The sequence below is a fragment of the Variovorax sp. GW822-FHT04A09 genome (assembly GCF_058801005.1).
In genome coordinates this window covers 76,004-95,096 of sequence record NZ_JBXAMV010000001.1, presented here as the reverse complement: position 1 = coordinate 95,096, position 19,093 = coordinate 76,004, and the positions used below count along the sequence as shown (strand labels likewise).

12 protein-coding genes are annotated in these 19,093 nt (G+C 65.7%); 8 read left to right on the top strand and 4 right to left on the bottom strand.

Going from position 1 to position 19,093, the window contains the following annotated elements:
* Positions 1-62: 62 nt before the first annotated feature.
* Positions 63-1,010, bottom strand: a complete 948-nt coding sequence (locus AC1RLW_RS00395) for a helix-turn-helix domain-containing protein (RefSeq protein ID WP_493191874.1) — start codon at positions 1,008-1,010, stop codon at positions 63-65.
* Positions 1,011-1,162: 152 nt separating this feature from the next.
* Here AC1RLW_RS00395 and AC1RLW_RS00390 point away from each other — a divergent pair, with 152 nt between their 5' ends.
* The 5 genes from AC1RLW_RS00390 to AC1RLW_RS00370 all read left to right on the top strand — a co-directional run bounded on the left by AC1RLW_RS00390 (position 1,163) and on the right by AC1RLW_RS00370 (position 6,400).
* The gene (locus AC1RLW_RS00390) at positions 1,163-1,882 is read left to right on the top strand and encodes a fumarylacetoacetate hydrolase family protein (RefSeq protein ID WP_493191873.1); all 720 of its coding nucleotides are present in this window, start codon (positions 1,163-1,165) and stop codon (positions 1,880-1,882) included.
* Between the two features lie 25 nt (positions 1,883-1,907).
* On the top strand, positions 1,908-2,786 hold the full coding sequence (locus AC1RLW_RS00385) for a polysaccharide deacetylase family protein (protein WP_493191872.1): 879 nt from the start codon (positions 1,908-1,910) through the stop codon (positions 2,784-2,786).
* Positions 2,787-2,869: 83 nt separating this feature from the next.
* Positions 2,870-4,120 (top strand): MFS transporter, encoded by a 1,251-nt coding sequence (locus AC1RLW_RS00380; RefSeq protein WP_493191871.1) that lies wholly within the window; start codon positions 2,870-2,872, stop codon positions 4,118-4,120.
* Positions 4,121-4,122: 2 nt separating this feature from the next.
* A complete protein-coding gene (locus AC1RLW_RS00375) occupies positions 4,123-4,881 on the top strand; it encodes a sulfite exporter TauE/SafE family protein (protein WP_493193042.1) in 759 nt (252 codons plus the stop codon).
* Between the two features lie 52 nt (positions 4,882-4,933).
* Positions 4,934-6,400 carry an amidohydrolase family protein gene (locus AC1RLW_RS00370; protein ID WP_493191870.1) on the top strand — a complete coding sequence of 489 codons (1,467 nt, stop codon included), beginning with the start codon at positions 4,934-4,936 and terminating at the stop codon, positions 6,398-6,400.
* A gap of 359 nt (positions 6,401-6,759) precedes the next feature.
* Here the strand turns inward: AC1RLW_RS00370 and AC1RLW_RS00365 are convergent, their stop codons facing one another.
* Positions 6,760-7,218: a hypothetical protein gene (locus tag AC1RLW_RS00365; RefSeq protein ID WP_493191869.1), complete on the bottom strand. Its 459-nt coding sequence runs from the start codon at positions 7,216-7,218 to the stop codon at positions 6,760-6,762.
* Positions 7,219-7,323: 105 nt separating this feature from the next.
* On the opposite strand from AC1RLW_RS00365, the gene AC1RLW_RS00360 reads away from it, so the two are divergent.
* The gene (locus AC1RLW_RS00360) at positions 7,324-8,688 is read left to right on the top strand and encodes a KAP family P-loop NTPase fold protein (protein ID WP_493191868.1); all 1,365 of its coding nucleotides are present in this window, start codon (positions 7,324-7,326) and stop codon (positions 8,686-8,688) included.
* A gap of 98 nt (positions 8,689-8,786) precedes the next feature.
* Here the strand turns inward: AC1RLW_RS00360 and AC1RLW_RS00355 are convergent, their stop codons facing one another.
* Positions 8,787-9,281, bottom strand: coding sequence for a hypothetical protein (locus AC1RLW_RS00355; RefSeq protein WP_493191867.1), 495 nt, complete (start codon positions 9,279-9,281; stop codon positions 8,787-8,789).
* 543 nt (positions 9,282-9,824) lie between these two features.
* On the opposite strand from AC1RLW_RS00355, the gene AC1RLW_RS00350 reads away from it, so the two are divergent.
* Together AC1RLW_RS00350 and AC1RLW_RS00345 are read left to right on the top strand one after the other, a co-directional pair.
* Complete coding sequence (locus AC1RLW_RS00350; protein WP_493191866.1) at positions 9,825-10,049, top strand: NrdR family transcriptional regulator; 225 nt, start codon at positions 9,825-9,827, stop codon at positions 10,047-10,049.
* 37 nt (positions 10,050-10,086) lie between these two features.
* On the top strand, positions 10,087-11,163 hold the full coding sequence (locus tag AC1RLW_RS00345; protein WP_493191865.1) for a site-specific integrase: 1,077 nt from the start codon (positions 10,087-10,089) through the stop codon (positions 11,161-11,163).
* 575 nt (positions 11,164-11,738) lie between these two features.
* Here AC1RLW_RS00345 and AC1RLW_RS00340 read toward each other — a convergent pair.
* Positions 11,739-18,713: an autotransporter outer membrane beta-barrel domain-containing protein gene (locus AC1RLW_RS00340; RefSeq protein ID WP_493191864.1), complete on the bottom strand. Its 6,975-nt coding sequence runs from the start codon at positions 18,711-18,713 to the stop codon at positions 11,739-11,741.
* Positions 18,714-19,093: the final 380 nt, after the last annotated feature.

Below are 19,093 nucleotides of genomic sequence, written 5' to 3'. Positions count from 1 at the left end.
CGGACTTGCAGCCACCGACGTCAAGCTCGAGAGCCTGATTGCTTACTGGGAGCATCGCGCCGTCAGTCCCACGTCCGATTCCCACCTCGCTGAAATTGCCGCCGGTACGCGGAAGGCGTCGCCCCCACGATCTGCCCGAAACGGCGCGCGAACTGCGTCGGCTCTCCGAAACCGGTGCTTTCGCCGATCTCCGCCGCAGAGGCGCCGGTAAAGACCAGCAGCGTCTTGGCGCGCTCGATCCGGCGTTCGGTCACCAGCTCCAGGAAGGTCTTGCCCGTTTCGCTCTTCAGCAGGTGGGCCAGATGCGTGGGCGACACATGGCTCGCATGCGCCGCGTCGCCCAACGTCAGCTCCTGCGCGAGGTTGCGGCTGATGTAGCGGATGCAGCGCAGCACCGCCGGTCGGTACGACTGCAGGGCCATCCCCTGCGCCTCGCAGTTGCGAAACTCCTCGCCGTAGCGCCGCCACACCGTGCCGATCAGGTGAAGCAGATGGCTGCGAATCAGCAGGTGGCTGGCGGTGTCTTCGCCCGGCGGCCGCTGCGCTTCCTGCGCCATGTGTTCGCACAGCACTTGGAGCTGGTGGGTCTCGGTTTCATCGAAGCGGAAATCCAGGCAATGCTGGAACCGGAAAGGCGCGAGCTCGGGCGCGCGTGACAACGGCACCTCCGACAGCTCGAACACGTCGAGGTCCAGCGACGGCAGCAGGTAATCCTTGCTGATATTGATCACATGGAACACGCCGTCGGCCGCGTTCGGAATGTAATGAACCAGGAAGGGCAGCACGAAGCTCACCGTGCCGGCGCCGATGGCGCGCTGGTTGCCGCCGATGTAGTGCGTGGTCTCGCCCCGCGTGTTGACGTAGATCTGGAAGTACTCGTGCCGGTGCGGCACCGGATTCGGCAGGCAGTTGCTCTGGTCATGAATGCCGAAATAGGCGCGCTGTGCCCGCGCCGCCATCGTGTAGTTGCTGATGGCGGCACGCGCGGCACCGGCGCGGGGCGGCGGCACGAATTCGTCGGGGGAAGGCGTGGGTGGCATGAAGAGCTGATCTCAAGATCGCAAGGATTGCATATCTTTGCGCAAGCCTGCGCGTTGAGGTGAGGAGGCCTCGTTCCTAGACTCTAGCCACTCCTTTCCAAACCTTCCAGAGAGACAAACCCATGTCCCCCCTCCCGACGGCCGAGCGCGCGACCGATACCCGTACCGACGCCCTTCAAGTCCTGCCCGTTTCCATCGACATCGTGGACAGCGACCAGCGCTTCCCGGTGCGCCGCGTCTACTGCGTGGGCCGCAACTACCTGGCCCACATCCGGGAGATGAAGGAAGGCGACGAGCGCGATCCGCCGTTCTTCTTCCAGAAGCCGTCCGACTCGGTGGTGACCGACGGGCGCGTGCCCTACCCCACGCTGACGGACGATTTCCAGTTCGAGTTCGAGCTCGTCGTGGCCATCGGAAGCGATGCGTCGAACGTGTCGCCCGAGCACGCGCTGGATCACGTCTTTGGCTACGCTGCGGGCCTGGACATGACCCGGCGTGACCGCCAGCGCGAATGCAACAAGCGCGGCCTGCCGTGGGAACAGGGCAAGTCTTTCGACCACTCGGCGCCCTGCGGCCCGATCCATCCGGTGGCGAAGGTCGGGCACATCCGCTCGGGAACACTCAACCTCTCGGTGAACGGCGCGGTGCGGCAAGACTCGGTGCTCGAGAAGATGATCTGGAACGTCCATGAAATCGTCAGCGAGCTCTCGAAGCAATACCGCCTGCTGCCCGGCGACCTGATCTTCACCGGGACGCCCGAAGGGGTCGGCCCGGTGCAGCGCGGCGACAAGCTCACCGGCCGCATCGACGGGCTCGCGCCCCTGCAGGTCGAGATCGTCTGAGCCCGCAACAGCACACGGAGACACCATGAAACCACTCGAACGCATCTCGTACTCGTCCATCGCGGATCGCCCCGCACTGAAGTTGCCCGGCGGCAAGCGACTGGCTGTCTGGGTGATCGTCAACGTCGAGGAATGGAACATCGACGAGACCATGCCCCGCACCGTGCTGACACCACCGGCCGGCGGTTCGCCGATGCCCGACATCCCGAACTGGGCCTGGCACGAGTACGGCAACCGCGTCGGCTTCTGGCGCATGCTCGAAGTGATCGACGCACTCGGCATCAACGCCACGCTCGCCATCAACGGTTCGGCCATCGGCGCCTACGAGCCCATCGCCAAGGCGGCGAAGGAACGCCAGTGGGAGTTCATCGGCCACGGCTTCGGGCAGCGCAACATGCAAAAGGTCCCCGACGAGGTCGAGGACATCGCCAAGACCACCGAGGCCATTCGCGCCTACACCGGCAAGCGCCCGCGCGGCTGGCTCGGCCCGGGGCTCACCGAGACCTGGCACACCCCGGACATCCTGGCCGAGCAAGGCTACGAGTACGTGTGCGACTGGGTGCTCGACGACCAACCCGTGCGGCTGAAGACGCGCGACGGCGGCTCGATCGTGAACGTGCCCTACACGCAGGAATGCAACGACGTGGCGATGATGCTGATCCAGCACCACAAGGCCAGCGAGTACCGTGACCGTGCCATCGACCAGTTCGAACAGCTCTACGCCGACGCGAAAGACTCGGCCCGCGTCATGGCGCTGGTGGTGCACCCCTACATCATGGGCGCGCCGCACCGCCTGCGCTACTTCCGAGAAGCGCTGGCGCACATCCAGCAGCATGAGGACGTGGCCTTCATGACCGGCGAGCAGATCCTCGACTGGTACGGCGCGGCAAGCCCCGCTGCGTGAACCCTCGCCGGCACAGCGCCGGCGATCCCGTGCAACGAACGAACAACAAACAGATTTCTCGCTCGACGAGAAGGAGACAACACGTGCATTCCTCAACCTCGGTCATTTCACCGGCCGGTGGCGCGCGCCGCGAGGCGCCCATCACCGCGCTGGAGATCGGCATGTTCCTGGTGCTGCTCGCCTCGTACGCGCTCAACGCGATGGACCGGCAGATCTTTCCGCTCATCGCCGCGGACGTGCGCAAGGAGTTCGGCTTCAGCCTGGCCGACACCGGCCTGCTGTCGACCATCTTCACGCTGGGCATGGCCGTGGCCGGAATTCCGACCGGCTATCTGCTGGCGCGGCTGTCGCGCAAGACGGTGTTGCAGATCGGCATTGCGATCTTCTCGCTGGGTACGCTGCTGGCGGCCTACTCGTACGGCTTCGCCGACATGATCGTCTACCGGGCCGTCACCGGCATCGGCGAAGCAATGCAACTGACGGTGGTGATCGCCATCGCCGCGAGCTACTTCGCGCGCTACCGGGCCACCGCCGTGGGCGCCATCAACTTCTCCTTCGGCATCGGCGCGATCCTGGGGCCGCTGCTCGGCGGCCACCTGATCGGCGTCGAGCGCGATTGGCGCCTGCCGCTCATCGTGTTCGGCGTCGCGGGCTTCGCGGCCATGGCGATCATCGCGCTCACCGTGAGCAAGCGCATGACCGAGAACGTGGCGGCCACCGGCGGGCGCACCGACCAGCGCGGCGCCACAACCCTGTGGAACCGCAACACAGCCCTGCTGACTGGCATGAGCGTCATCGGTGGGCTCTGCATCTACGGCTACCTGGGCATGTACCCGACCTTCCTGCGCGAGCACCTGCACTACACGCCATCGGACACTGGCCGCGTGATGAGCACCTTCGGTTTCGGTGTTTTCGCATCGATCTTCGGCGGCTGGCTCGGCGACCGCTTCCATCCCAAGCTCGTGCTCTCGGCGAGCTTCATGGGCACCGGCCTGCTGGGCTTCCTGATGTTCTCGGGCCCGACCAACATGGTGGTGCAGTCGGCGCTGTCCTTCGCGTGGGGCTTCGTGGTGAGCGGCGTGCTGTACGTGAACCTGGCGGGGTATCACATCAAGGCGGTGCATGCCTCGCTCACGAGCCGCGCCACGGGCGTGTTCGTCACCACGCTGTACGGCGCGGGTGCAGTCGCGGGCTTCGTCATCGGCGGCATCGCCTCGCGCTTCGGCTGGAGCACGGCCGGGCTGGTGCAGATCACGCTGCTGGCGGCTGTCGGCGTGGGGCTCACGCTGCTGCTGCACACCGACCGCATGTCGCTGCCGGCACGCAAGCCGTGATGCTGCTCGACGGGGCGCTGCTCGGCGGCGCCGCGGCCCTGGCCGGCGCACTCAATGCCGTGGCGGGCGGCGGCAGTTTTCTGACCCTGCCGGCACTGGCGATGGTCGGCGTGCCGCTGGTGTCGGCCAACGCCACCGGAACCGCCGCGCTGCTGCCGGGCTACCTGGCCGGCGCCTGGGCATTGCGCAAGGAACTGTCTGGGCCGATGTCGCCTTCGTTCCTGCGGTTGGGTGTGCTGTCGGTGCTCGGCGGCGCGGCCGGTGCGGCGCTGTTGCTGTCGACCTCGAACCATGCCTTTGCCCGCATCGTGCCGTGGCTGCTGCTGGCCGCGACGCTGCTCTTCGCGATCGGGCCCGGCCTGGTGCGCCGCAGGCTCGCCACGGCCGACAACCACAAGCCACGAGGCCGGTGGCTCGCCGACCTGGGCATCGTCGCGGTCGCCGTCTATGGCGGCTACTTCAACGGCGGCCTCGGCATCCTGCTGCTCGCCGTGCTTGGTGCACTGGGGCACACGGACATGGGCCGCATGAACGGCATCAAGAACTTCGTCTCCGCGATCCTGACGCTGATCGCCGTCGCCATCTACGCGGCCAGCGGCGCGATCGTCTGGACGCACGCGCTGTGGATGGCCCTCGGTGCCACGGTGGGTGGCTATGCCGGCGGCATGGCGGCACGGCGGCTGAAGCCCGAGGTGGTGCGCGGCTTCGTCGTGCTGACGGGGCTGGCGATGACGGCGGCCTTTCTTCTCAAGGCGTATTGAACGGGCTTTCGTTTCTTTCTTCTTTCCGTCACTTCAATCACTCGGTCGACCCATGAAAACAACCAAGAGAGACTTCACCCGTTTTGTCGGCGCCTTGATGGTCGCCGCCACAGGTGCGCCGGCGCTCGTCGGCTCGGCATCGGTATCGGCCCGCACAGCGCGTGCGCCCGCATCGCCCGCCATCCGGCGCGGCAGCTACCTCATCCGCAACGGCGCGGTCATCACGGTCGACCGCAGCAAGGGCGTGCTGCCGCGAGCCGACGTGTGGGTCCGCAACGGCGTGATCGAGAAGATCGGGCGCGGCCTGAGCGCACCGGCTGGCGCGGAGATCATCGATGCGACGGACATGATCGTCATGCCGGGCTTCGTCAATTCGCACTATCACATGTGGAGCGCCATCGGCCGCAGCTTCACCGCACGCGACGGCGGCTTCTCGTACTACCCCGCCAAGAACGCGACCTCGACCCTGTACACGCCTGACGACTTCTACAACAGCGTGATGCTGGGCTGCGCCGAGCTGGCGAACGGCGGCACGACCACCGTGCACAACTGGTCGCACAACACCCGCTCCCCCGCCCATGCCGATGCCGAACTGCGTGCACACCAGCAGTCGCTGCTGCGCGCCCGCTACGCCTACGGCCACGTCGACAAGATGCCCGTCGACGAACTCAACCGCTATGACGATCTGGCCCGCGTGCGACGCGAGTGGTTCGGCGAGCGTTCGCCTTTCGACGGGCTGGTGCACCTGGGGCTGAATCTGCGCGGCCCGCAGCAGAGCACCGACGCCGTGTTCCACGAAGAGATGAAGGCCGCCAAGGCCAGCGGCTTGCCCGTCGCAATTCACGCACCGCAGGAGGCACCGAACAACGTCGATGCGGTCGACTACGAACGGCGCGGCTACCTGGGCCCGGACTTCATGCTCGCGCACTACGTGCCCGCCAGCACCGCTGACCTGGCGGCCATGGCGCGCACGAAAACGCCTCTGTCCTTTGCCACGCATTCCGAACTTCGGCTCAGCAGCACCGGCGATGCGCGTGCCGCGCTCTTCGCGATGCGCAACGCGGGCCTGACCATTTCGTTGTCGAGCGATGCGACCTCCATCGCGCCGCCCGACATGTTCGAGGCGATGCGCTTCACCTGGAACCTGGGCGTGCCATGGGCCGGCACGCCCAGCGCGCAGTCGAAGGCGGTCGGCGTGCCCGAGGCGATCGAGATGGCGACCCTCAACGGCGCCATCGCCATGGGACTGGGCGAGGTCACCGGCTCGGTCACCGAAGGCAAGCGCGCCGACATCATCCTGGTGCGCACCCAAGACCTGAACATGGGCCCGGTCGGCAACGTCGAGACCGCCATCGTGCAAAGCGGCAGTGCTGCCAACGTCGACACCGTGATGGTCGACGGGCGGATCGTGAAGCGCAACGGGCGGTTGCTGGCCTACGACACGCGCGGCATCATGCGGCGCGCGCGGCAATCGGCGGACCGGATTCGCGCTGCGGCGAGCGAAGCCCTGAAGGCCTGAAGCTCTTGCGGCCATTCGCACGCGGCGTACACGCCGGCGGTCGAGCGGTTGGCGCCCCGCTGGCCGCCGGAGCCGGCCGACACCGGAAAACCGGGTCACCGAGTCACAAAGGCCTGCAGCGGACGGCGACGCGCCCGCTGCAGCGGCCACCAGCATCCGGACTGCATCGGCGTCGCCGGCCAGTTGCCAATCTAGCCCCGGTTCGGGCACGGGCAGCAGCAGCGTGAGGCTGGCCAGCGCGGCGTGGCTCGAACGAAAGCAGCGAGCCGCATCGAGCGCGACATCGAGCCGCATGCGGGCACAACGTCGTTTCCAGCTCAAGCTGTCGCCAGCCCTGAAGAAGCAGAGCTGCTCCAGATCTATCGTTCGCTCAACGATGGGCACCAAGTCGCAATGCTCACGATGGCACGCGGCCTCAACGGTGCGAAGCGATAGCACCCCATGTCCATTGGCAGCCGCATCAAAGAATCAAGATGCGCGATTGGCTGGAGCCAGGTGCGACTGGCCGACGAGGCAGGCGTTACCCAAAGCTCGATCGGGAACATCGAATCGGGCTCCCTCAACGGCGCCGCACTGAGTGGGCTGATGCCCTCCTCCGTCTTGCAGATCTCGTCGGCCTGGTGCAGCGCGCGTAGTTGTCGCGCCCAGGCTCGCATCCGAGCGCACTGCCGCGTGACGATATAGACCACGCCCTCCACCTCTTCCAGCGCTTCGTCATCGTCCCAAACCACGGGAGTCACTGCGTCGGGGTAGATCGGATCGATCGACTTGGTCAGCCAGAGGAACAGAGGGTGGCGGCGGCCGAGGGGTTCAGGCATGCGCCTTTCTAGCGCTGATCCTCAGAAAGCTTGAACACGGGCTTTTCGGTCGTGATGAACCTACCCTCTAACGCTAGGATTCCCGCTTTCAGTTGGAGCCCACGAATGTCGACCCCCTCAGAGCCGCAATCCCCCGACCATCTCAATCGAGGGGCGTTCCTGGCCGCGCTGGAGAGCAACATCGAGGTACTCGCGAAGGTGCCCTCGGAGCACCTGGCCACACCCAGAGTCATTGCGATCGATGCTCAATGGGGCGACGGCAAGACTTGGATCGCAACCGAACTGGCTCGGCGGCTTCGTGGCCCCGAAGGGGCACGGCCGGTAGTTTCAATTGATGTCTTCCGATATGACCACCACGATGACCCATTCGCGGTGATTGCGGCAGCGATCTATGAAGCACTCAAGCCGACCTCAGCCGTGAAGAAGAAGTTCCTAGCTGCGGCGGGAGCGGTGCTCAAGAGCGCAGCTCCAGTCGCGGCCAAGGCAGGAATTACGCTTGGCGCCCGAGCCATCGGGCTCTCCGCGGACGACACTGACGAGCTGACCAAAGGCGCTGTAGGTGCGCTCAAAGACAGCGCAGGGTCGTTCTCGGAAAAAGCCGTCGAGAAGCTCTTCGATTCCTACTCCGCCACCGAGCGCGTTCAGAAAAATTTCATGCAGATGCTCAGCGAGCTAACCGGTAAGCTGGATCACCCGTTGGTCGTGCTGGTTGACGAGCTTGACAGATGCCGCCCATCTTTTGCGTTAGAAGTGCTTGAACGGATCAAGCACCTTTTCGGCGCAGAGAACGTCGTCTTCATGCTCTTCTGGAATTCTCACTCGATTCACGAATCAATTCGGCACACTTACGGCCGTCGTACCGATGCAACCAACTACCTCGCAAAGTTCGTCGCGTTCAATGTGCCGCTTCAGTTAGGAGAATCTAGGACTAACGGGGTCGGCGGCAGATACGAGAACTTCGTTCGAGCGGTTGCAGATATACACCTGCCGAGCGCGGCTGCCAGCCATGACTTTCGCGCTGCCATGGTTCAGGCAAGTGGCGTCTTGAATCCAAGTCTCCGAGCTCTGCAAAAAGCAATCCAGTTTGCTGCTCAGATAGCCATCTTGAGCACTGATCAGTGGCCGAGGGTTTCCGCATATCTCATCTTGCTGAAGACGATGGACGAAGTTCGGTTCAGCGAACTCTTGGTACTCGATCAGGGTGCGGCCGCACGAGAAGCAGCCCTGTTTGAGGCCGCCATTGAGTACTCATACCCTGGTGATATGAATCAGATCCATGCGATCCTGGCCTATCTCGCAGACCGGCCACGGTTCGATGGTCTTCTAAAGTCAATCAACACCGGCACCACTGGCGTTGACGATCTTCCAGCCGATGATCGCCGGGTACTTTCTGAAACTGATCGCGGAAGGCTGGTCCCGCAGTTCCAACGCTACGCGCAAGGCTTGTTTCGGGTGCTCACAGCCAAGTAACCCCCCGGATGCAAATCTAGGCGCAAAACCATCGCGCCTCTGGATTCCGGGGCTGGAATCGAACAGGCACACCTTTCTGCGCCTCTGTAGAACCGAAGCTACAGCGTTGTGTCGCGCGTAGAGGATTTGGATGGGCGCTTACGCATCTTCGCATCTAGCGCCTTCAGGGCCGCAGTCGATTGTCGAATATCGAACCGCGTGACTTGAAATTGACCGTTGGCCATCGGAAAGGCGAACCCAATACGAGCGCTGCCAGCGACAGCATCCTCCACAACGGCGTAGTCGTTAAAGAAGTAGCGGTTCTTCCCATCGATTGGCTTGCAAGACACGGTCACTTGCGCCGCGCCACCGTCCGTGTTCAAGAGAACCGGATACTCAGAGCCAGACTTGCAGCCCACGTCAGCCGTCATGATCCAAAGGCATGTCTGCGCGTTGGAGTAGCAGTATTTCCCAAACAATGCGCCGCTGTCGTTGACAGTGCCGGCGAAGCTTCCGGTGCCATCAGTCATGTCCGAGACGTACCAGGGCCCGATCTCGGTTTGGGCATACGCCAAGCTGGCGGAAAGCATTGCCGCCACGAGTACTGATTTCATCGCCACCCTCCTGATCCAGCCTCAAATGGCCTTGAGGGTAACAAAAAAAGTAACAGGCACGCGCGAGTTTGCGAAGACGGTGCGCAAGCGGCCTCACGCTGGGAGCACACGGCCGCAGAAGCTGTGCGCCGTGCGACCGTGTTGATGGCAATATCACGAGTGTGATTGACCGACCTTGCGGCTTTCACCAACGTGGAGCCTCGATGGATGCGAATGACAACCTCCGGGGCATGGAAAGCCGTCAAAACCCAGTCCTCCACCGTTCTGCCCTAGCGAGCCAACTAGTACCTCGGGCACATGCCGATCAACGCGGACCTCTTCGCGCTGCTGCAGGCCTTGGTGTGGAGGTGGGCGTGACTCTGCGCTGTCAATCGTCGGTCCCGTCGTCTTTGGGAGCTTGCTGCATCGCCCTCGCGCAGGGCACGGTGATCGAGTCTGTGCTGGTGGAGGCCTACGCGGTGCGCGGGCAGTGATTGAAGAATGGGTCAAGGTAACTCTTGAGAAGGGCATTCCCTTGAAGCCGGTTCATGCAAGGCGGCGTCCATGAGGTGCGCCGCCTGCACGAGCGAAGATGTTCGGGTCATGACGACCCGGCACACGGACGCAAAGGTGATGCGGCTGCGCTGCTGCAGCACCTGCGGCCACCGTTGGACGACCGTCGAAGTCGACGCGCAGAATCTGTCCCGCATGGAATCGACCGTCAAGGCGTTCCGAGCGTTCGCAACGCTCACTCGGAAAATGGACGATGCCGCGCCCTCGCACAGTTAACCGGAAGATTCCAGACCTGCCGCGAGGAATGCGCAAGGTGAGCACCGCGTGGTACTGGCGCGGCACTGACGGATTGACCAAGGAGATCGAAGCTCGGCTGCGCAAGGCCAAGGTGTCCATGCGCGCCGGCGCTACACCTGTCCAGGCTCGGCTCTGGTGGGAAAAGCACATCTCCCCCGCTCTAGTTGCGGCCGTGCCCGATGACGACGTGGTGGGGACTGTTGAAGAGGTGATCCGCAAGTACGAGGCCGACGAACTCTGCACAATCAAGCGTGCGCGCACCAGGGCCGAGTATGAGGGCCGAATCCGACGATTGCGAGCGGCTTTCCGCACCAAGCGCTACGCCAAGACGGAGGTGCAAGCCTTGTTGCCGGGCCACCTCAGCGCAGTGACCATCACTCAGCACCTGCACGCCAACCGTGCGCGTGGCTCATCCGCAAACAAGGACATCCAACTGCTGTTCCGCATGTTCCGACTGGCGCGGGTGCGGTGGGGCCTCACGACGTTCAACCCTTGCGAAGGTGTCGAGTACTTGCCTGAGACTCCTCGCGACCAATACGTGAGCGACGAGCGCTACGCCGAGATCTATGACGCCGCCGGCCCAGTGCTGCAGTGCATGCTGGAGATCAGCACACAGACCGGCGCGCGCGAGGGAATGATCTTCGACATCCGAATCGGCGACTTCACCGACAAGCGGCTCGAGCTGCGGGTCACGAAGAAGCGCAACGACAAAGGCTACATCACCAAGGCCTACGAGATGACGCCGGACCTCTGGCGGGCGCTGACGCGCGCGCTTGAACTGCGCAAGAAGAACCGCGGTGGCGCGGCCAGCCTGCCCAGCGATTACCTGTTCATCACCAAGCAGGGCAACCCGTACGGCAAAGAAGCATTCAAGACGCTATGGGGCGCGGTGCGAAAAAAGCTGGGCCTCGCGCCGCGGGAGATCACCTTCCACGACATGCGCGCCAAGGCAGCTTCGGACTCCGACTCCGATGAGTCTGCCCAGGAGCTGCTGCACCACGAAGACGTGAAGGTCACGAAGCGCGTCTACCGCCGCAAGGTGCCCACTGGAACACCCTTGCCGTCCGCGATTAGGGGGCGTGGCGGGGACTGAAAAGGCTTGGGTTTGTCAAAAACCGGCCCATTTGTCAAAACCAAAGAAAAACGGGTCAGAGCTTGTGGCTCTAACCCGTTGATCTAACTACTGTTTTTGTGTGAAACCGATCTAAAGATCTCCCGAAAGCCGCATGAATACTGACAAGCCTTCTTTTAATTGAGTGTTTGTACCCCCGTTTGTACCCCCATCCAGAAGCTCACCCTTTGGCGTTGCTCCCACACATCACTTCTGGAGCCGTCTTGACTGATTCGCGAGCCTCATGGGAGGTCAGTCACCACTCCCACCATAACTCTCGAGTTCCCTGCTGAAGCGAGGCCGACGCGATCGGCATGAGCAAGTTGCTGCTGGTCTGGCGCCGCCTGCAGGCGGGATTTTTTTCGAGAGTGGCGCGCTGGCGCGCATCGGGGCAGCGACTTTCTCCTGCCATCGTCGAGAAAGACCGCGTCGGAGCGAAGCGGCTTCCACCCTCCCTTTGTGACCGGACGCATGAGCGCAGTAGTCCAGGGCCTGGCGAAGTACCGTAACCGCTCACGCTGTTGGCTGGAATCGCTCAACTCGACGGGCGATGCAACTTACCAGCGAACTTTCACGCCGAGGCTGGCATTGGGCCCACCTTCAGCCCGGGTGGTGCCGCCCGAGCCCCACAGCTGACCCACTTCGCCGTACACGCCTACCATCGGGCTGATCTGCCAAGTGGCACCCACCGCTGCTTCGGTACTGCTGCCGCCCGTGGGCGTCACGATGTCCGCGAAGGCCGCCGGTCCGATGAAGCGCGTGCGATCCGCGCCGCTGTCCCTGTGCCACACATTCAGCCGCGCATAGGCCTGCAACGTGCCGGTGCTGACCGCGAACTCGCCCTTCACACGCAACCCCGCACGCACGGCCCAGCTGCCGGGCGTGTCCTGCTGCACCCGCGCGCCCACAATGGCGCCGTCGTCCAGGCTCAAGCGCTGGTGCACCAGTTGCAGTTGCGGCTCCACCGACCAGCCCGTGCCCAGCGCAAAGGCCTGGCCCACTTCGATCGATGCCAACAGGCTGTTGCCCTTGCTGCCGCCGCCCAGCGATGGCTCCAGGGTGTCCAGCGTGGTGCGGTGGCGGCCGGCCTGCAGCGCGCCGTCCACGTACAGGCCGTTGTCGGTCCGGTAGGTGAGATAGCCGCCCAGATATTCGCTCCTCAGGTCGTTGCGCCCGACCGCGTAGCCCGGGATGCCGCGCGCGAAGCCATGGACCCGCATGTCGCCTTCCAGCTGGCCCACGTACACGCCCGCGCGCCAGTTCGGATCGGCCCACAGGTCGGTGCCGGCCTGGAAGCCGGTGAGGCGCCCTTCACTGGAGGGACTGACCGTGCCGCCTTGCCTGATCTCGCGGTCCACCGTCAGGATGCGCCCCCAGGCTTGGCGCCGGCCCCGTTCGGCATCGGCGCCGCGCACGCTGCCCGCACCATCGTCGCCCATGCGCTTGTGCATGCTGCCCAGCATGGCCAGATTGGCCTGGCGCAACTGCTCGGGCAGGGCCGCGTACAGCGGCACTTCGGCGCGGTAGGTGGGCACGGTCGACACCGTCGACGAGGGAACCGGGTCGGGTGTGGGCAGACTGTTGCTCAGGTAAGCGCCGCTCGAGGCGGTGTTCAGCTGGTACTCGTAGGCGCCCGCGGCCACCGGAGCTGCCAGCGTGAAGGCCTGACCCTGGATGCGCGCCCCGCCTTCGGTGCCCACCACCTCGATGCCGTTGCCCGTGGTGCGTGCGCCCAGGCCACCGATGTTGGTGATCTGCACCTTCGTCGTGCCGCTGGCCACTGCGCTGGCGCCACTGAGAAGCACCTTGTCGCTCGGGCTGCCGTTGCCGCCCAGCACCGTGCCCAGAGCCAGCGTGCCGCCCTGTCCGACCCAAGGTCCGGTGACGGTCAGCACGGTGCCGGGCGTGCTGCCCTGCAGGTTCACGGTGCCGGCATTGGTCAGGCCCGCCACGCGCTGGCTGAAGCCCGCGAGGTCCAGCCTGGCGCCGGCCGCGACGGTGTGCGCCGAGGCCACGCTGAGCGTGTTGACCGCTCCCGCGCGCAACGTGCCTCGGGCCACTTCGGTGGCGCCCGTGTAGGTGTTGGCACCGCTGAGCGTCAGCGTGCCCGTGCCCTCCTTGGTCAGGAAGCCGCCACCGCTGATGGCGCCCGAGATCGTCTGGCTGAAGCTGCCCGTGTCGATGACGGGGTCGTTGTTGCCGGTCATGCGGATCGCGTTGGCGATGGTCAGGCCGTCGGCCGCGAAGCCCAGCGTGGTGCCGTCGTCCATGGCCAGCTCGCCGCTGCCTAGGGCCTTGTTGTGGCCCAGGTCGATGCGGCCTTGCTTCAAGGCCGTGCCGCCGCTGAAGCTGCTGGCACCCGTGAGCGTGAGGGTCTTGCTGCCTTGCTTGACCAGAGCGCCGGTGCCGGTGATGGCGCCGGCAAAGGCCGTGTCCACGCTGTCGTCACCCACGCTCAGACTGCGCGCGCCCAGCGCCACCGTGCTGCCCGCCACGCCCGAAAGCGCGCCGATGGTGCGGTTGCCATTGGCCGCGCTGATGTCAAAGACGGCCGTGCTGCCTGCCAGACGCACCGCGCTGGCCGCCGCCAGTTGCCCCGCCCCGCTCAGGGCCAGCGTGCCCGCGTTGACTGTGGCGCTGACCGGCGTCAGCGCGCGGTCCAGCGCCCAGCTGCCGCTGCCGTTCTTGACCAGCGCGCCCGCGAAGGTGGTGGCGCCGGTCACGGCCTGCGAGTAATCCTGCGCTCCCACGCCATCCAGCGTCAACGTGGAGGCGGCAGATGCCCCGATGCCCAGATGGCCCGCAAGGCGCGAGCCGCTGAACAGCGTGACCTGATGAACGCCGTTGGCGTTCAACTGGACGTCGCCCAACAGGTTGCCGGCATTGCTCAACGTGGCGTTACCGTTGATCACGTGCACGGCCAGAGCGCCCTCGATGGAGGCGCCGGCGCCGTTGGTGACGCTCCCGCCGTCGACCAGGCGCACGCCCACGGCGGCCCCTTGGATGGTGCTGCCGGCGCCGGTGTTGATGATGCTGCCGGAGCCGCCGCCGACGATCGTGCCAACGGCCAACGGGCCGGCGCCCGTGGCACGGATGACGCTGCCGGTGTTGGTGATCGAACCGCCATCGGACAGGGCAACGCCGAAGGCCTGACCTTCGATGAGGCTGCCGTTCTGATTGACGACCGTCCCGGTGCCGGCGACGATTTCCACGCCCCGGCTGTCGTTGCCGGTCGCGCTGATGGTGCTGGCGTTGTTGGTGACGCTGCCAGTCGTCCAGATCTGAACGCCGAAGGCATCTGCCGTGATGCGCCCGCCCGACGTGTTGTGGACCACCCCGGTGGTCGCAGCCCCACCGCCCGTTCCGTCAATGAACACGCCCTTGCCGCCGCTGCCGGTGGCGCTCAAGGTGCCGCCGGTGTTGTGCACGATGGCCCCGCCCACAGTGGACTGCGCGGCGATCTCGCTCGCGCCGTTACGCGTGATGCTGCCCGCGTTTCTCAGGGTGGCGCCATGGTCCAGCGTGAGCGCGTTGCCCATCGAAATGCCCGCATCGACCTGCAGCGTCGCCGCGCGCCCGGCGCTGTTGTCCACCGTGACCGCCCCCGTGCCCAGCGCGCCGTTGCTCGCGGCAATCAGCGTGCCTTCATGGATGGCCGTCCCGCCCGTATAGGTGTTGGCGCCCGAGAGGGTCAGCGTGCCGCTGCCCACCTTGATCAGGCCATTGCCCGCGCCGCTGCCGTTGGTCAGCGCCGCGGCGATGCGGGCACTGATGCCCGCGTCGGTGTTGATCGTGGCCTGCGTCCCCGCGGCCGGTGCGATGGCCAATGCGCCACCCGCGCCCGCCACCAGGCTGTAGCCGTCGGTGGCGAACTGCAGGGTGTCGAAGCTCTGCGGCCCCAGCACGGTGACGGTGCCGCCCGCGGCGCCTGCGAAGACGGCCACCGAGCCCAGCCAGTTACCCGCCGTGCTGCCGTTGGCAACGCTCCAGTTGGTGCCGAAGCCGTCCCAGGTGCCAGCGCCCCCCACCAGTTCGATGCCGCCCGGCGTGGTAACGCTGCCGTTCCAGAACTGCAGACTCTGTCCCGCGCCCAGCACCGAGAGGTTGACCTGGCCTGGGACGCCCGGACCTGGCACGGTGGTGGATATCTGGTGACTGGCGGCGGTAAAGCCCGAAGTGCCGGTGACGTTCGTACCGCCGAAACTGCCGCTGATCGTGGCGGCGGGGTTGCCGACACCGTAGTCGAACAGACGGTACCAGCCAGCCGACGAGGCCGTCGCCCGCAGGGTGCCACCCAGCGTGAGGTTGCCGCCCACGTTGACCAGGTCGTTGCTCACACCGCCCACTGCGCCGGACTGGCCCAGTTCGAAGACGGTGGTGGAGCCGCTGCCGAGCGTGAGGTCGCCGCCGATGGTCAGCGTGCCGGGGCTGTTGCCCGGTGACAGGGTGGCGCCGCTGGCCACGGCCACGTTGCCGGCCACCGTGCCCGTGCCGGCCAGCGTGCCGCCGCCGTTGACCTGCACATTGCCGGCCACGGAGCCGTTCACGGCCAGCGTGCCCGCGTTGACGGTGGTGCCGCCGGTATAGGTGTTCGCGCCGAGGAGGTTCAGGGTGCCCGTGCCCTCCTTGAGCAGCGTGCCACCGGTGCCGGTAATGATGCCGACATAGCTCGTGTTGGCGCTTTGGTTCACCGTGAGCCGACGGGCGTTCAGCGCCACGATGCCGCCAACGTCAAAGCCCATGAAACTGGAGGCGCTCAGATCCCAACTGCCCAGGTCCAGGGTGCCGCCTTGGACGGTGTAGGCACTGTTCTGCACGAAGGCACCGGCGCTACCGGCCCGCAGTGTGCCGGCCCTCACCATGGTGCCGCCGGTGTAGGTGTTGGTGCCGACAAGGGTCAGTGTGTCCGTGCCAGTGCCCTCCTTCACCAACATCCCAAGGCCCGAGATCGCACCGGCAAAGTCGCCCTCGGAAATGCTCAAGACGCTCGACCCGCTGCTGCCCGTCAGCACGCGACCGGCGCCATGCAGGTTGGAGACGGTCGCGGAGTAGCCGTTGAAATCAAGCGTCGCGCCCGCATCCACGGTGGTCCTGGAAATGTGTTGCGTGAAAAACGACAATGCGCTGGCGCCGCCGTTTCCCTGGTCGAGCAAGGTGCCGCCCGCCACCCGCAAGGTGCCACTGGGCAGACCGACGCCGGAGGAATTGCGCGAGACCGCCACGACGCCCGTCTCCGTCGCGCTGCCCACGACGAATTGAACGCCCGAGCCGAGGAAGAGGTTTGAAGGCCTCAATGTGAGTGTCGTGCCGGCCGCCGCTCCCACCATCGAGTTCCCAGAAAAACCCAAGTACAGGTTGGCCAGTGTCAGGTCCGCAGTACCGACCAACCGAGCGCCATTGACGATGACCGCGCCGGTGCCGAGCGCCTGGCCGTTGTTGATACGCACTGCGCCGGCGTTGATCTCGCTGCCGCCGCTATAGGTACTGGCCCCGGTGAGGGTCAGCGTGCCGGTGCCGTTCTTGACCAGCTTGCCGTTGGTTCCAGTGATGGCCCCGGCGAAGGTGGTGCTCGTGTTGGCGCTGCCCACGCTCAAGGTCCGCGAGCCCAGCGCCACGGTGCCACCACTGCCCGCCAGGCTGGAGGCAGCGAGGTTCCAACCGCCCAGGTCCAGGGTGCCGCCATTGACGGTGTAGGCACTGTTCTGCACGAACGCATCGGCACTGCCGGCCCGAAGCGTGCCCGCCGCGACCGTGGTGCCGCCGGTGTAGGTGTTGGCGCCGGTCAGCGTGAGCGTGTTGCCTGCCTCCTTGACCAGCGACACCACGCCCGCGCCGTCCGCGATGACCCCAGAAAAAGCGAAGTCGCCGGCGGGAGCGGGAGGGAGCCACGAAGCGCCTACGGTCAGCGTGGCAGCGCCCGCCTTCTGGCTTTCGATGCGACCGGCGCCGTCGAGGAAGGTCGTCTGCACGGACAGCCCGTTGAGGTCGGCCGTGGCGCCTGCAGCGACCGTCAGGCGGCCGTTGCCACTTGTCAGAAGCTCCGCGGGACCCTCGTCGCCGTAACGGAAAGTCCCATGGTCGACGGCCAGATTGAACAGGGACTCATAGATCCCCCCACGAGAACTCGAGAGGCTGACCGTGCCGGTGTTGCCGACGGAGCCGATGTGAAGTGTGCCGCGCGCTGCGGTGAGGCCCGACACCTCGAACGCCGTGCCTGCGGCCGCCGACACGCGTCCGTCGCCGGTCTCCAGTTGCGCGAAGCCCCCCGCGCCTGACACCGTGGACAGCAGTTCCGCGCCATTGTTGAGCTGGACGGCGCCCGCGCCCAGTGCCCCCATGTTGCCGATGGCCAGCGTGCCGGCATCCACCGTGGTCCCGCCGGTGTAGGTGCTGGCGCCGGTCAGCCTCAGCGTGCCACTGCCCTGCTTGACCAGGCCGCTGCTCTGCCCCTTCCCGGACGCGAAGCGGGTGCCGACGGTGATGTCGTGCCCGTTGGTGTCGAAGTACGCGCCGCCCGCGCCCAGCGTCAGCGCAGAGATGTTCTGCAGGAAGTCGCTGGAGCTCGCGGTGGCGCGCAGGATACCGCCGTCCAGATTCAGCGTGCCTGCGCCAGCGCCCACGGCGACGGAACCGGTTGCCAGCGTGCCACGGCCATTGGTTGCGTCGCCCCGCAAATAGAGGGTGCCGTTGCCTGTCGCTTCAGCCCCCAGGGCGGCGTTCGAGGCCTCGACCACCCCTCCCCGCTGGATATCGAGCACGCCGACACCGTGCTCGCCGATCCAAAGGTTGCCTAGGTGGTTCCATTTCGCGCCGCTGCCGTCGACCCTGACGGTGCCTTGAGAGCCGGCCATGCGGCCAATCAGCGCAGCCCCACCGGAAGCCACCTCCCCGCCGCCCAGAACGTTGAGCTCTCCAGTGCCGTAGTCGCCGACAGACATCTGCTGCGGCGATGTCCATTTGGAGCTCGGACCGCTGACCGTGACTTTGCCAACAGATCCGACATGGCCGCCAATGAATGCCGCGGCGCTAGCGACCTGCCCACCGGCTTGGACGTTCAGCGTGCCTGCGCCCTGGAAACCGACCAGAAGAAATTCCGAGCTGGCCCAGAGAGAGTTCTTGCCACTGACCGTGGCGGTGCCTTGAGAGCCGATGTTGGCTCCGACGTAGGCCCTCACATTTGTCACCTGCCCGCCGTCCAGGACGCTGAGCGTGCCGGCAAGGGAGTCCCCGACACGCAACTCGCCGCCGACGTTCCATACCGGAGAGACCGCAGGTCCCGGGGTCACATTTCCCGTGGTGCTCACCGACGCCTGGGCCATCGCCGACTGCATGCCACTGGCAGCGACCAACGCAGCGATCACGGCCACGAGGCGCGGGCTTGCGCAAAGGCCGCGCCCCGCCGGCACAGACGCTCCCGCAACGGGTGGCGCCTCGCGACTGCTTCTGGTTTTGCCCTTGCCACGCGCGCGTTCGCTGACGGCCTGCCAGACGCCCAGGTGGAGATTGAAGACGATTCGGTAGACGTGGTTCATGTTTCGCTCAATGGGAGTGCTCCCATCGAACGAACAATGAGGAGCAGCGACGTGAGGAAGACACGTTCGAGCCCTCGCACAGTTGGTCAACGCGTCATTTGTGATGCAAAGTTAACACAAAGTTACCGCTCAAGTCAGGAGGCGCTCAGGCGTCGGCTTGGAGCCTGTCGTCGTGAGCCGGGCGGCAAATCCACTGCGTAGGAAAATCTGATCTGCCGTGGACAGCACACGCGACACGCGAGTCGACATTTCCGGCACGCCGTCCCACCACCGGCTGAAGCCAGGGAAGGCTTGACCAGCGCCTCCCTGCGCAGGCAGGCGTGCGCGGCCGGCCCAGGTGAGACCGACGCTCGCTCTGTTGCGCAACAGATCAGCCATCA

Bases quoted from the DNA above. Each gene is read 5' to 3' on its own strand.
- AC1RLW_RS00350 (WP_493191866.1), top strand. From the start codon at position 9,825: ATGAGGTGCGCCGCCTGCACGAGCGAAGATGTTCGGGTCATGACGACC.
- AC1RLW_RS00390 (WP_493191873.1), top strand. From the start codon at position 1,163: ATGTCCCCCCTCCCGACGGCCGAGCGCGCGACCGATACCCGTACCGAC.
- AC1RLW_RS00370 (WP_493191870.1), top strand. From the start codon at position 4,934: ATGAAAACAACCAAGAGAGACTTCACCCGTTTTGTCGGCGCCTTGATG.
- AC1RLW_RS00355 (WP_493191867.1), bottom strand. From the start codon at position 9,281: ATGAAATCAGTACTCGTGGCGGCAATGCTTTCCGCCAGCTTGGCGTAT.
- AC1RLW_RS00385 (WP_493191872.1), top strand. From the start codon at position 1,908: ATGAAACCACTCGAACGCATCTCGTACTCGTCCATCGCGGATCGCCCC.
- AC1RLW_RS00340 (WP_493191864.1), bottom strand. From the start codon at position 18,713: ATGAACCACGTCTACCGAATCGTCTTCAATCTCCACCTGGGCGTCTGG.
- AC1RLW_RS00360 (WP_493191868.1), top strand. From the start codon at position 7,324: ATGTCGACCCCCTCAGAGCCGCAATCCCCCGACCATCTCAATCGAGGG.
- AC1RLW_RS00365 (WP_493191869.1), bottom strand. From the start codon at position 7,218: ATGCCTGAACCCCTCGGCCGCCGCCACCCTCTGTTCCTCTGGCTGACC.